The sequence below is a fragment of the Variovorax sp. Root434 genome (assembly GCF_001426595.1).
GTDB lineage: Bacteria > Pseudomonadota > Gammaproteobacteria > Burkholderiales > Burkholderiaceae_C > Variovorax.
Window position 1 is genome coordinate 238,918 of sequence record NZ_LMEK01000025.1, and the last position, 13,578, is coordinate 252,495.

General features: G+C 68.5%; 12 protein-coding genes. 2 read left to right on the top strand and 10 right to left on the bottom strand.

Annotated elements, in window-relative coordinates; translation table 11 throughout:
- Window positions 1-92: 92 nt before the first annotated feature.
- From ASD05_RS22015 to ASD05_RS22050, 8 genes are all read right to left on the bottom strand, one after another.
- A complete protein-coding gene (locus tag ASD05_RS22015) occupies window positions 93-1,694 on the bottom strand; it encodes an MFS transporter (RefSeq protein ID WP_056597108.1) in 1,602 nt (533 codons plus the stop codon).
- Between the two features lie 153 nt (window positions 1,695-1,847).
- The gene (locus ASD05_RS22020) at window positions 1,848-2,468 is read right to left on the bottom strand and encodes a membrane integrity-associated transporter subunit PqiC (protein WP_056597110.1); all 621 of its coding nucleotides are present in this window, start codon (window positions 2,466-2,468) and stop codon (window positions 1,848-1,850) included.
- Complete coding sequence (locus ASD05_RS22025) at window positions 2,465-4,108, bottom strand: intermembrane transport protein PqiB (protein ID WP_056597112.1); 1,644 nt, start codon at window positions 4,106-4,108, stop codon at window positions 2,465-2,467. The genes ASD05_RS22020 and ASD05_RS22025 overlap by 4 nt, the downstream gene beginning before the upstream one ends.
- Window positions 4,105-4,824: a paraquat-inducible protein A gene (locus tag ASD05_RS22030; RefSeq protein ID WP_056597113.1), complete on the bottom strand. Its 720-nt coding sequence runs from the start codon at window positions 4,822-4,824 to the stop codon at window positions 4,105-4,107. Before ASD05_RS22030 ends, ASD05_RS22025 begins: the two co-directional genes overlap by 4 nt.
- The gene (locus tag ASD05_RS22035; protein ID WP_056597115.1) at window positions 4,821-5,462 is read right to left on the bottom strand and encodes a paraquat-inducible protein A; all 642 of its coding nucleotides are present in this window, start codon (window positions 5,460-5,462) and stop codon (window positions 4,821-4,823) included. Before ASD05_RS22035 ends, ASD05_RS22030 begins: the two co-directional genes overlap by 4 nt.
- 70 nt (window positions 5,463-5,532) lie before the next feature.
- The gene (locus tag ASD05_RS22040) at window positions 5,533-6,987 is read right to left on the bottom strand and encodes an MFS transporter (RefSeq protein ID WP_200955469.1); all 1,455 of its coding nucleotides are present in this window, start codon (window positions 6,985-6,987) and stop codon (window positions 5,533-5,535) included.
- Window positions 6,987-8,201: a multidrug effflux MFS transporter gene (locus ASD05_RS22045; RefSeq protein ID WP_056597117.1), complete on the bottom strand. Its 1,215-nt coding sequence runs from the start codon at window positions 8,199-8,201 to the stop codon at window positions 6,987-6,989. Before ASD05_RS22045 ends, ASD05_RS22040 begins: the two co-directional genes overlap by 1 nt.
- A 128-nt stretch (window positions 8,202-8,329) precedes the next feature.
- The gene (locus ASD05_RS22050) at window positions 8,330-9,190 is read right to left on the bottom strand and encodes a CmcJ/NvfI family oxidoreductase (protein WP_056597119.1); all 861 of its coding nucleotides are present in this window, start codon (window positions 9,188-9,190) and stop codon (window positions 8,330-8,332) included.
- 293 nt (window positions 9,191-9,483) lie between these two features.
- Here ASD05_RS22050 and ASD05_RS22055 point away from each other — a divergent pair, with 293 nt between their 5' ends.
- Both ASD05_RS22055 and ASD05_RS30520 read left to right on the top strand, forming a co-directional pair.
- Window positions 9,484-11,337, top strand: a complete 1,854-nt coding sequence (locus tag ASD05_RS22055) for a M48 family metallopeptidase (RefSeq protein ID WP_056597121.1) — start codon at window positions 9,484-9,486, stop codon at window positions 11,335-11,337.
- Window positions 11,338-11,483: 146 nt separating this feature from the next.
- A complete protein-coding gene (locus ASD05_RS30520; RefSeq protein ID WP_165403270.1) occupies window positions 11,484-11,645 on the top strand; it encodes an HHHH-motif protein in 162 nt (53 codons plus the stop codon).
- A gap of 72 nt (window positions 11,646-11,717) precedes the next feature.
- Here ASD05_RS30520 and ASD05_RS22060 read toward each other — a convergent pair whose 3' ends face one another.
- Complete coding sequence (locus ASD05_RS22060; RefSeq protein ID WP_056597122.1) at window positions 11,718-12,338, bottom strand: pyridoxamine 5'-phosphate oxidase family protein; 621 nt, start codon at window positions 12,336-12,338, stop codon at window positions 11,718-11,720.
- Window positions 12,335-13,501, bottom strand: coding sequence for an MFS transporter (locus ASD05_RS22065; protein ID WP_056597930.1), 1,167 nt, complete (start codon window positions 13,499-13,501; stop codon window positions 12,335-12,337). Before ASD05_RS22065 ends, ASD05_RS22060 begins: the two co-directional genes overlap by 4 nt.
- Between the last annotated feature and the right edge of the window lie 77 nt (window positions 13,502-13,578).

Here is a 13,578-nt window from a genome sequence, read left to right on the forward strand (position 1 = left end):
CATTGGCGGCCACGCGGAATACGCCGGCACTTCCGCCAACGCACAACGAAGGTAACGGACTTCGTCGAGTCCCGCCTCCGTACCCGCCCTAGTTATTTCTCCGTGGCCGGCCTGACCGCAGGCTCCGCACCGATCATCAGCCAGGCACTCACCGCGCTCAGCACAGCCAGCCCCGCGCTCAGCAGCATCACCCAACGAAAGCCCGCCACGAAGGATTCGGCCACGGCCCTTTTGAGGGCTGCCGCCGTGGCAGCATCCACGCCCGGCGGCAGCGCCGCGCCCGCCAGCTTGCTGCGCTCGCCTTCGAGAAAAGCCGCCACCTGCGCCGAAGCGCCCATGCCCCGCAGATGCTCTTCCAGCGCAACGTCGAAGGCCCAGGCCATGATTGCGCCGAACACCGCAATCGCCAGCACCGCCGCCGCGCGCGACACGGCGTTGTTCACGCCCGAAGCCACGCCCGCCAGATCCGGCCCGACCGAGTTCATGACGGTGGTGGTCAACGGTGCCACCGTCACCGTCATGCCAAAGCCAAGCACCACCACGGCCGGCAGGAAGCCGCTCCAGTAGCTCGCGCCAACGCCCGGCACGGCAAAGAGCGCAAAGCCGACCGCCGCAATCGAAGGCCCGATGACCAGCGGCAAGCGCGGCCCGAAGCGGTCGACCAACTGTCCGGCCCAGCGCGAGAGCGCGAACATGGTGAAGATGAAAGGCAACAGCGCCGCGCCCGCCACGGTGGCCGAGTAGCCCTGCACCTGGATCAGGTTGAGCGGAAAAAAGTACAGCCCGCCGCCCAGCGCCGCATAAAGCAGCAGGGTCAGCAGGTTCGCGCCGCTGAAGTTGCCGATGCGCAGCAAGGCCAGTGGCAGCATCGGCGTGCGCACCTTGCGCTCGGCGGCGATGAAGCCCGCGCTGCCCAACACACCCAGGGCCAGCGCCCCGAGCACGGCCGGCGAACCCCAGCCTTGCGTGGGCGCCTCGATGAAGGCATAGACGACGCCACCAAGCCCGGCCGTCGCCAGCAGCGCGCCCCAGAAGTCCAGCCTGCCGGTGGCCGATGCGCCGCGGCTCTCGGGCACGTGGCGCCACACGATCCACAGCACCAGCAGCGCCATCGGTACGTTGATGAAAAAGGCCCAGGTCCACGAGAAGTGATCGACCAGGAAGCCGCCCAGCACAGGCCCCACCGCCGCCGTGATGCCGCTGAAGCCTGACCATGTGCCGATGGCCTTGCCGCGCTCCTTCTCGGGAAACGACGCGCTGATGAGCGCCAGGCTGCCCGGCACCAGCAGCGCGCCGCCGATGCCCTGCACCGCCCGCGCGGCAATGAGCTGCTGCACGGTCGCCGCGAGCCCGCAGGCCACCGAAGAGAGCGCGAAGATGCCGACGCCGATCGCGAAGATGCGCCGCCGGCCATAGCGATCGCCCAGCGCGCCGCCCACGAGCAGCAGCGCCGCCAGCAGCAAGGCATACGACTCGACCACCCATTGCGCCTGGAACGCCGTGGCCTGCAGATCGGCCTGGATAGCCGGCAGCGCCACGTTGACCACCGTGCCGTCAATGAAGGCCATGCTCGACCCCACGACGGCCGCGGCCAGCACCCAGGGCTTGGAAGCCTCGGGGCAGGTCCCCTCTTCCGCCCGCGCGCCATGCAGGATCAACGCGTCGTCGCAAGGAGCCTTGCCGATCTGTGCCATGGGATTTCCGTCGATTGGATTCCGTTTTGCTCCGTCCCCCTCTGGGGGAAGGTTGGGATGGGGGCTGCCCCCCGCACGATACGCCATGCTCGATCGATCGCCGTCGCGCCCCCACCCCAGCCCTCCCCCAGAGGGGGAGGGAGAAAGACGAGGTCAGGTCGTCGCGCAGACCGTGGCCGACGGATTCGCACGCGCCGCATTCAAGCTGCGCGCCATCGCTGCGGCCGCCGCCGACGCCACGCGCTGCGCCCCTTGCGCCACCGCGTCCATCCCGGTGCCCACGGCCTCGCCGAGGTCCAGCTGACACACCACCGTGCGTGCCTCGTCCGAGCGCCGCAGCGTCCAGTCGAAGCTGGCATCGACGCGCCCGCCATCGACCGCGTCGAACTGCCGCAGCTGCACCGCGATGCGCCACACCGGCTGCGAGCCCTGCCGGCCGCCCTTGGTCACATCCAGCGCGCCGAGCCGCCCGGCAATGCCGCTGGCCAGCGCATCGCGCAGCTCGTTCTCGAACGAAGAGGCCCAGCGGTGCTGCTCCAGCACCTCGACCTGCACGCTGCCGTTGGGCTGGCGCACCACCATCTGCGGCCGCGCGAAGCGCTCGGGCACGGCCACGGGCGCGAGCTCGATGTAGAGCGGCGCGGCGCTGCCGAGCGTCGAAGGCGCAGCCTCGGCGGCGGCCACCGGGCTGGCCAGCGTGTAGTAGCTGTCGGGCTTGCTGGCGCAGCCCGCAAGCAGGGCCGCCAGCGCGAGGAAGGCTAGGTTCTTCTTCATTTCTTGTCGTCCGGTTTGCCGCGCAGCAGCGACTCGGGATGGCGTTCGAGGTAGTCGGTCAGCACGCGCACCGAGCCCGCGGCGCGAGTCAGCTCCTGCAGCGTCTGACGCATGTCCTGCTGCAGCGGCGAGTCGTCGGCCAGCGTGCGCTCGGCCGAGTTCACGGTCTTGCGCACGTCCTTCATGGCCGCGGCCAGCTCGGGCGTGACGTCGTTGTTGATGCGGTTCACCGTCTGCTCGGTGGTGGTCAGCGTCTTGTTGAGCGCCGCGAGCGTGGTTCGCAGGTCGCCCGCGATCTGCTCGTACGGCACCTTGTTGAGCTTGGTCGCGATTTCCTGCACCTGCGACTGGATCTCGTCGAGGCTGTTGGCCACCGTGGGCAGCTCGACCGGGTTCTTCGTCAGGTCGATCTTGACCGGCGGCGCCTTCGGGAAGAAGTCGAGCGCCACGTAGACCTGGCCGGTCAGCAGGTTGCCGCTGCGCAGTTGGGCGCGCAGGCCCTTCTCGGCCAGGAAGCGCAGCCGCTCCTGCTGGGTGGCGCGCGATTCGGTGCCGCTCTCGCCCGCGCGGCGGCGCAGCCGGTCGGGGTAGACCTGCACCAGCACCGGCATGCGGAACTCGCGCTCGGCGCGGTCGAACTCGACGCCGATCGACTTGACCTCGCCGATCACCACACCGCGGAAATCCACCGGCGCACCCGGCGTCAGGCCGCGCAGCGACTGGTTGAAGTACATCAGCAGCGGTTGCGAAGGCCCGTCGGGCTCCTTCATGGCGGCGGACTCGTCCTGCGCCAGCGTGAAGGCGGCGTTCTCCTTGGCGACCGGGCCCATTGCGTCGTCGGGCGCCTGGAAGGCGATGCCGCCGAGCAGGATGGTCGCCAGCGACTGCGTGCGCAGCGTGAAGCCGCTGGCGCTGAGCTGCGCGTCGATGCCGCTGGCCTGCCAGAAGCGCGTGTTCATGCCCACGAACTTGTCGTAGGGCGAGTTCACGAAGACACGCATGGTCACGCCGCGCCCGTCGCCATCGAGTTCGTAGGCCGCCACCTGCCCGACCTTGACGCGCCTGAAGTACACCGGCGAGCCCACGTCGAGCGAGCCCACGTCGTTGGCGCGCAGCAGGAACTGCTTGCCGGAGTCGTCACGCGTGACGATGGGCGGGGTCTCGAGCCCGGTGAACTCGCCCGCGGTGTCTTCCGATACGCCCGCGTCGGCGCCGATGTAAGCGCCCGACAGCAAGGTGTTGAGCCCCGAGATGCCCGAGGTGTCGAGCCGGGGCCGCACCACCCAGAAGCGCGAATCCGCGGCGGTGAAGCCCTTGGCGTCCTTGTTGAACTGCACCAGCACGCGCACGTGCGAGCGGTCGCGCGCCAGCCGCAGGTGGGTGACGAGGCCGATCTGCACGTCCTTGTACTTCACGGCGGTCTTGCCGGCCTCCAGCCCCTCGGCCGTCTTGAAGGTCAGCACCACCTCGGGCCCGCGCTCCAGCAGGATGCGGGCGACCAGCGTGATGCCGACCAGCGCGGCCACGATGGGAATCAGCCAGATCAGCGAGGGCAGCCATTCGCGCCGGCGCACCACGCGCGGCTTGGGCAATGCGGGCGGGGGGGCCGGTTTGTCCTGGGGTTGGTCTTCTTCACTCATGCTGGTTTCTCGTCTCTGATTTCATGTCCCTGTGCAACCTCGCTGTCCCACGTGAGCTTCGGGTCGAAGCTCAGCGAGGCCAGCATCGTGAGCACCACCACCGACCCGAAGGCCGCGATGCCCACGCCCGCGGTGATGACCGCGAAACCCTGGATCTGCACCAGCCCGGTCAGCAGCGACACCACGAACACGTCGAGCATCGACCAGCGGCCGATGACCTCGATGATGTGATACAGCCTCGCGCGCTCGCGCCGGCGCCAGGTGCTGCCGCGCTGCGCCAGCACCACGAGCAGGAAAAGCACCGCCAGCTTGAACAGCGGCACCAGAAAGCTGGCGATGAAAACGATGGCTGCCAGGCCGTAGGCGCCCGACACCCAGAAATAGATCACCCCGCTCAGGATGGTGTCGTTCTGCGTGCCGAACAGCGTGCGCGTGATCATCACCGGCAGCAGGTTGGCCGGGATGTACATCATGCACGCTGCGATCAGCAGGGCCCAGGTGCGGTTCAGGCTCTGCGGCTTGCGCGTGTGCAGGCGAGTGCCGCAGCGGCCGCAGGCCTCGCCCTCCTCGGCGTTCTTCCAGACGGCGGCGCAGTGTGGGCAGGCCGTGAGGCCGAGCGAGGCGGCGGTGGGGACGTGCGCGTCTTCGTCGTGGAGGTCGTGGGTATCGTCGGCCTCGCGGGGTTCGCGCGGCCACGGGAAGGCGAAAAGCTTCATGAGGCCGGCGCTCCTTCATCCTGCGCCTCGCCCTTCGGGCGGAACGTCATCTCCCAGAACGCGCCGGGGTTGAACGACAGCACCACCGTCAGCATGACCGTGAGCGCCATGAAGGCCCACAACGCCGCGCCCGGCACCACGGTCGCCATGCTGGAGAGCTTGACGATGGCCACCAGCACGCCGAGCAGGAACACTTCGATCATTCCCCAGGGCCGCAGCGACTGCATCAGCCGCACCAGCAGCGCGAAGCCCAGGGGCCGCCGCTCGCGGCTCAGCGGAACCAGCAGGTACGCGAGGATGCACAGCTGCAGGAAGGGAAAAAGAATGGTCGTGGCCAGCACCAGCAGCGCCACCACCGACATGCCCTCGGCGCCCAGCGCTACCACCGCACCGGCCAGCGTGGTCTGGCTGCGCAGGCCCTGAAGCTCGATCTCGACGATGGGAAACAGGTTCGCGATGGCGAACATGATCAGGCAGGCCACCGTCAGCGGAAGGATGCGGCGCTCCTGCCGGCCGGGGTGCCGGTCGAGCTCGGTGCCACAGCGCGGACAGTGCGCCACGTCGCGCGGCTGCAGCGGCGTGCGGCTGTAGACCGCATCGCAACCCGGGCAGACCACGGTGTCAGGTACTTCCGTCATAGGTGAGTACCCTAACTCATTCAGCCGCCGGGGCCTGGAATTGAAACCAATTAACCGCCCTCGCCCGGCCCTACGTCCTGAGGCGCAGGGTGCTGAAAACCGCCGCCACCGCGGCACAGCTGGCTGCCAGCACCAGCGCCACCACCGGGCCATGCCCCCCGTGCGGGCTCCAGACGCTGAAGACGCCCGCCAGCACCACCGCCCCCAGCGTCTGCCCGGTCAGCCGGGCCGTGCCCAGCATGCCGCTGGCCGCGCCGCTGCGGTGCGCGAGCGGAGAGGTCACGATGGTGTGGTTGTTGGGCGACTGGAACAGCCCGAAACCCAGCCCGCACAGCGCCATGCGCCAGGCGATGTCGGCATCGCCCGGGCGCGCGGGCAGCGCCGCCAGCAGCGCCAGGCCGCTGGCCAGCAGGCCCAGCCCGATGCCGCCCAGCAGCCCGTCGGGGTAGCGGCCGATCAGGCGCCCGGCGATGGGCGCCATCACCACGATGGCCAGCGGCCATGCGGTGATCAAGAGCCCGGCCTCGATGTGGCTGCGCCCGTACACGTCCAGCAGCAGGAACGGCAGCGCGATGTAGGCCAGCATCTGCGCGCAAAACGCAGCGACCGAAGTGCCCATCGACAGCGCGAACACCGGGATGCGCAGCAGGTCGATAGGGAACAGCGGCACTGCCTGCCTGCGCTGGCGCTGCAGGTAGACGACGCCGACCACCACCCCGGCCAGCAGGATGCCCCAGGCCGAGGCCTGCGAACCACCGGCCCCCTGCACCGCCCCTTCGCGTACGCCGAGCCGGTCCACGCCGAGGAACACGAGCGAGAACATCAGCACGTTGAGCGCCACGTCGACCGGCGAGAACCGCAGCCCCGCGGCCGGCGCCACGCGGTTGAACGGCAGCGCCCGCATGCCCAGCGCGAAGGTGACGATGCCCAGCGGCACGTTGATGGCGAAGAGCCACGGCCACGAGGCCACCGACAGGATGGCCGCGGCCACCGAAGGCCCGGCCACGGAAGACGTCGCGACCACCAGCGAGTTGATGGCCATGCCCTTGCCCAGCTGCGCTGACGGATACGTCAGCCGCACCAGCGCCGCGTTCACGCTCATGATGCCGGCGGCACCCAACCCCTGGAAGGCGCGTGCCGCGATCAGCGTGCCGAGCGAATTGGCGAAGGTTGCGGCCAGTGACGACAGCGCGAACACCGCCATGCCCACGAGGTATACGCGCCGGTAGCCCACGAGGTCGCCCAGCGAAGCCAGCGGCAGCAGCATCACCAGCGTCGCGATCTGGTACGCGTTGACCACCCAGATCGCCTGCGACGGACTGGCCTGCAGTTCGCGCGCGATGCCCGGCAGCGCGAGGTTGACGATGGTGCCGTCGAGCACCGCCACGATCAGCCCGAGGATGATGACCAGCATCGCCCAGCCGCGCTCCGGCATGGCCAGCCCGTCGACGGGCTTGTGGCCCGCGTTGCTGCTGTCGTCTTCTTCGACCGCCGGGAGCCCGGCGCCTGCGCGCACCGTGTTCATCAGGCCTGCTGCGCCCTGCGCGCCTGTTCGGAGCCCACGCCGCCTAGCGTGAGCCAGGTCAGCACCAGCGCGATGAGCGCGCCGCCGGCCATGCCGGCCACCATCGGCAGCGGTCGGCCGTCGGTGAAGAAGCCCACCACCGCCATCGCCAGCGCGCCCGTCAGCATCTGCAGCGTACCGAGCAGCGCCGAGGCGGTGCCCGCGATGGCGCCGTGCATCTCGAGCGCCAGCACGCCGGTGGTCGGGATCACCAGGCCCATGAAGCCCGAGGCGATGAAGTACAGCACGATGAGCACCCAGAGGTTGTCGCCGCCCATCGCGAAGTAGGCGAACATCGCGAGCATTGCAACGCCGCAGCACACCACGCCGAACTTCACGAGGTTGACCAGCCCGTAGCGCTCGCCCAGCGAGCCGGTGAACTGCGAGGCCCCGATGAAGGCGGCCGCGTTCACGCCGAAGGCCACGCTGTAGAGCGCGGGCGACAGGCCGTAGTGGTCGATCATCACGAAGGACGAATTCGCGAGGTAGGTGAAGAAGCCCGCCATCGCGAAGCTGCCGATGAACACCAGGCCGAGGTAGTGCGTGTCGCGCAGCAGCAGCCAATAGGCCGAGAGCGCGCTGCCGAGGCTGCTTTCGACGCGTTCCGAGGCGGGGCGCGTTTCGTCGAGCAGCTTGACCATCATCGCGAGGCCCGCGACGGCCGCGATGGTCACGGCCCAGAACACGCCGCGCCAGCCCGCAACCGCGATCACCGCGCTGCCCGCGAGCGGCGCGAGGATCGGCGATACGCTGAACACCAGCATCAGCAGCGACATGAGCCGTGCGGCATCGGTGCCCGTGTGCAGGTCGCGCACCACCGCGCGCGGGATCGCCATGCCGGCCGCGGCGCCCAGGCCCTGGACGAAGCGCAGCACGATCAGCGTCTGGATGTCGGTCGCCATCGCGCAGCCCACGCTGGCGAGCGCGAACAGCAGCAGGCCCGCATACAGCGGCGGCTTGCGGCCCACCATGTCAGAGATCGGCCCGTACAGCAACTGGCCCGCGCCGAGCGACAGGAAGAAGGCCGTGAGGCTCATTTGCACGGCGCCGATGTCGGCGCGCAGGCTCTGTCCGATGGCGGGCAGCGCCGGCAGGTACATGTCGATGGCGAATGGCCCGATGGCCGAGAGCAGGCCCAGCAGCAGGGCCATCTTGAAGAAGGGGGAAGAACGCATTGAACCGATTGTCGTCAAGCACGGCAATCGCTGCAGGCGTGGGGTCTGCTTCTCGCCAGAGCTAATCCTGGCCAAAGAATCGCGCAGGCGCGAGGCCGCAAGACCTCGCTCGGATGAGCGGTTTCGACTTACTTGCCGGCGGGCCAGAACACCAGCGCGCGCAGTTCGATGCTGCGGCGGGGCGGCGCCTCGCGCGAACCTGTCGGGTCTTCGAACGCGGTGTGCGCGGTGAAGCGCGCCACGCCGTCTTCGCGCGAGTCGTAGATCTTCAGCAGCAGCGCCTCGTCGGGCCGCAGGCGCGGGAACCAGTACCACCGGTGGTTCGGGTTCCAGGTGAAGGAATAGATTTCGCCGACCTTGTCCGGATAGACGAGGTCGCTCGGCACCATGTCTTGCGGTGAAATGGAGCGTGCATCGCACAGCGCAAGCGGCGAGCGCTCGACAGTGGCCAGCGGGCGCCACAGGTTGACGATCGCGAAGCGCTGCTTCAGGCGTTCCTCGGCCTCTTCGGGCGGCAGATGGTCGCGCACGCGGCGCGGCGCAGAAACGAAAGTCTGGTCGTTGTGCACGCGACGCACCGGCTCGCGCAGTTCGGCCGTGCGGCGCGAGCCTTGTGCGCTGTCACGCAGCGTGTGGTCGAACACGACGATCTTCTCGGCACCGGTGAGGTCGCGCAGCAAGGCCTCGGACTCGCGGTAGTAGATGTCGCGGATCGTTGCATCACGCGAGAAATCGGCGAGCGCGCTGCGATGCGAAATCTGCGTGAAGCCGCTGCGGTCCAGCGTCAGTTCGTTCAGCGCCACCAGCGGGCGGCCGTCGTGGATCGTTACGCGGCGCGGCTCCAGTTCGCCAGTCACCCAGGGCGTACCTGGCGGCGGCTCGAAGGTGTAGCTCACGGGCCGGCCCTGGCCCGCCTTCAGGTAGTTGAGCTCCGCCACCACCGAAGGCAGCGTGGCTGCCAGCATCTGTCCGTTCGACCCAGCACTCATGCGATGCGACTCCTCGAAACGATTGCTCGAATGGCCGCGAGCCTGGAATGGGAAGAAAGCACAGAAGAAGTGATGATGAAGCCTGCGGCCACGGATGATCGCCAAGGCTATACCTGCACCCCGCGAAACAGAAGAATGCAAAGGGCATAACCTTGCTCGCCGACTGGTCGGTGCCCTGCGCCGCTTGACGTTGCAGCGGGCTTCACTCCACGCGCCGCACCCGCTACCCTATCGCCTTCCCGGACCGCCCCCACAACAACTCACAGCATCCGCTATCCAGGAGCAGCACCCTTATGGCCCTCGCCCGCACGATCCACGCAGACCTCCTGCGCGTTTTCGTTCTCACGCTCGTGTCGCTGTTCGCCATTCCGGCGGCGACGCTGGCCTTCACCGAATACGCGCTGCGTTCGCAGGACGCGGCCTTTCTGCAATCGATAGAGAAGCGCATCGCCGCCGATGCACAGCTCTCGTCCAAGGACAAGGCCGAAGCCACCGATTTCTATCGCAGCCATCCGCTTTCCAGGGCCTGCGACGCCACCGCGCCGGAAGACAGGAATTTCCACGACAAGGTGTGCAGCCCCTACTCCATGCAGTGGCAGTTCCACTGGGCCGACCGCGCCGCCATCTGGACCATCGTGCTCGGTGCCGCGCTGCTCGCGGCGGCGCTGGTGCTGGGCGCGCTGGCCTTCGCCAACCGCGGGCTGCGCTACGCCAGCTTCGTTGCGGGCTGGCGGCTGATGACGGTGTCGAGCGCGGTCGAGGTCGTGCTGCAGAGCGCGATGCTGGTGTGGCTGTCGTTCTGGCTTACGGCCTATTTCTGGCAGAGCTACTACGTCAAGCTGATCGCGCTGGCGGGCATCATGGCCGGGGCCGCTGTGTTCTACGCGATCTACACGCTGTTCAAGAAGCTGCCCTGGGGCAACGAGATCGAGGGCGAGCTGATCGCGCAGGCGGACGCACCGCGCCTGTGGGAGCGCATCCGCCAACTTGCGGGCCGCGTGAAGACCGCGCCGCCCGACCAGATCGTGGCCGGCATCGACACCAATTTCTTCGTGACCGAGGCGCCGTGCGAAGTCAGGGGCCGCACCCTGCAGGGCCGCACGCTGTTCGTCAGCCTTCCGCTGCTGCGCGTGCTCGACCAGGCCGAGGCCGATGCGGTGCTCGCGCACGAGCTGGCGCACCTGGGCGGCGGCGACACCCGCAGCAGCGCGGCGCTCGGCCCCAAGCTGCAGCAGTTCGACCAGTACACCTGGAAGATGCGCAGCGGCGGCCTCACCATCGTGGCGCACTACCTGCTGCGGCTGTACCGCATGATCTTCGCGTTCGCCCTGGCGCGAGACAGCCGCGAGCGCGAATACAAGGCCGACCGCGTGGCCGCCGGCCTCACGGCGCCGCATGCCATCGTGCAGTCGCTCATCAAAATCTCGGCCTACGCGAGCTACCGCAACGACGTCGAGCGCAAGCTGTTCGCGCAGAACCGCGAGCATGACGGCGCACTGGGCATCGCCCGCTTCGTGGCGGACGGCCTGCCGCCTTACGCCAGCTCCGAAGCGTTCATCGAGGCGATGAAGACCGCCGACGTGCCACACCCCTACGACAGCCACCCTCCGCTGCTGGAGCGCATGCGCAATGTCGGCCACCACGTGCCCGAGAGCGCCTACGGCGCCATCGTCGCGACCGCACCGCAAGCCTCGTGGGCCGATGACATCGAGACCGCCCCCGCTATCGAGCAACGCCTGTGGAGCGACTACGAGCAGCGCTTCGTGCAGAACCACGAGCTGAGCCTGGCCTACCGCTACGAGCCGGCCACCGAGGAAGAGCGTGCCATCGTGCTGCGGCACTTTCCGCCGGTCGGCTTCGCGCTGAAGAACGGCGACCGCATCGACATCACCTACGCCGGCATGCACCCCAGCGCCGACGGCGGCTCGACGATCGCGTGGGACGAAGTCAAGGGCCTGACCTACAAGGACGGCAGCTTCGGCGACACGCTCATCGTCACCCACCACGACAAGGGCATGCTGGGCGCGCGCACCACCAAGGTGAAGCTCGCGGGCCTGGGCAAGCAGAAGGAAAACTTCAAGGCCGCCACGGGGCACTACTGGCAGCGGCACCAGATCATGAGGGCGCAGCAGCAACGGCAGCCATGAGGCCCGGTGCCGCCATCGGCAGCCGCCCTGTGCAATATTTCATGCGCCAGGCGGTTCGGAATGTCATCTGGACGTGACCCGGGCACGTTTTGCAAGAGCGCCTGGAACGACGCATTCCTTCGATGTCTTTGCTTAGAAAGAACCCCATGAAGACCAAGCAGCTCATCCTCTCCAGCATCCTTGCATTCGCCGGCCTCGCCATGCTGGCGCCGAGCATCGCCTCGGCCGCGCCGTACCACCCGAAAAAGCACAAGGTGTGCAAGTGGGACGCACGTCATCACCACCGCGTTTGCCACTGGGTGCGTTGATTCTGTCGGTGTAGACCCGCTCCAGGAAGCCCGCTGATGCGGGCTTTTTTCATGGGCGGCCAGAACAGGCCGTCAGTACAAGGTCGCCCGCTGCCGCGCCGGCAGCTCCCGGTCATACGTCTCCCCGTCGAACGCCGACTCGGTCAGCGCCGAAAGAAGCTCGCCGGGCGTCGGCACCTCGCGCTTCGCGTCCGCCGGCAGCGGCGCCCACAGCTTGGAGCGCTGGATTGCGCGAGCGCACTGGAAGAACACGGTTTCCACGGCGATCCGGATCACGCATTGCGGCGGCTTGCCGTCCATTGCGAAGCGCTCAAGCAACTCAGGCTCGACCGTGACGTGCGCCCTGCCGTTCACCCGCAGCGTCTCGCCCACCCCGGGTATCAGGAACAGCAGCGCCACGCGCGGGTCGGCCACGATGTTGCGCAGGCTGTCGATGCGGTTGTTGCCGCGGCGCTCGGGCAGCAGCAGCGTCTTCTCGTCCTGCACCGCGACGAAGCCTGGCGGATCGCCGCGCGGAGAAGCATCCAGCCCGTCCGGGCCGATGGTGGCGAGCACCGCGAAAGGCGACGCGGCAATCAGCGCCTGGTAGCCCGGATGCAGGTAGGGCACCTCCTTCTTCAGCGAAGCCTCGACGGGTTGTCCGAACAGGGCTTCGAGCTGGGCGACGGTTTCGATGGCGTGGGAGGTTGTCATGTGCTTTCTTGCCGGATGTTGGCGGATTGTGGCGATGCGCTCCAGCCGCAGGCCAGCGCCATCAGCGCGAGCAGCGAGGCAGCCACACCGTAGATCCATGCCGGTGACGCAATCGGCAGCAGGAGGCCCGCGATCAGTGGACCGGCGCCGGCGCCGATGTCGCGCCAGACCGAGCGCGCAGCCAGCGCCTGCACGCGCTCCGGGCCGGGCGTGCGGCGGGCCACGATGGGTGGCAACAACGGCAATTGCAAAGCGCGCAGCACCACGATCAGTGCCGCACAGCTCCACAGCCAGCCAAGGCCGAAGCCCACGAGCGCGATGGCGGTGAAGAGCGACAGGCTCACAAGCAGGCGCTCCGCGCCGAAGCGCTCTGCCATGTGTCCGCCGACCGGGCTCAACAGAATCTCCGCCAGATAACGCAGCGCCATCAGCACGCCGGCCACGATCACCGCGCCGCCCGGCAGCAGGTCCTTGCCGAGGTAGGACAGGCCGACGATGAAGAGCCCGTCGAGCGTCAGCCCTTCCATGAAAGACCATCCATCGAGGCTGTTGGGCCGCGTAAAGCGCCGCCCCGGCTTGCCGACGGGGTGCGGCGCCACCGGCAGCCGCCGAGTGACGAAACACGCGAGCAGCGAGAACGCCGCGAGGATGCCGAAGATCGCGCGCGGCCCGGTCCAGTGCGCCAGCAGCGCACCCAGCGGCAGCGCCAGCACCGGCCCCATCGCGATGAAGGCGCGCGAGCGTCCGTTGCGCCGCGCCGCACCCATCGGGTCGGCTGTGGCCAGGGCCTGCGTCGACAGGTTCAGCATCGCGAAGCACAGGCCCCAAATGAGCCGCAACGGCAGCAGCGCCCAGAAGCCCGAAAGCGTGGCGTAGCCCAAGCCGCACACGGCAGCCGCCGCCACCGCAATGGTGCAGGTCAGCCGGTCGCCGTTGCGGGCGTAGAAGCGCGCGACGAAACCATAGCCGGCGATGCGCACCAGCCGGTTGGCCGCGAGCAGCATGCCGGCCTCGGCGAGCGTCACGCCGAACTGGCTGGCGTACATCGGCAGCAGCAGGTAGAGCACCACGTCGGCCGGCAGTGAAAGGCCAAGCGCCATCGCCGCGTGGCGGGAATTCAGGTCGGTGGACGTGGGGCTGGAAGCGGGTTGGGTGCGAGACATCGAGCCCTGATGGTGCGCCGCCGCCTGCTTCGCCGACAAACGACATTAACGCCTGTCATGCGTGAGAAAATTGCACG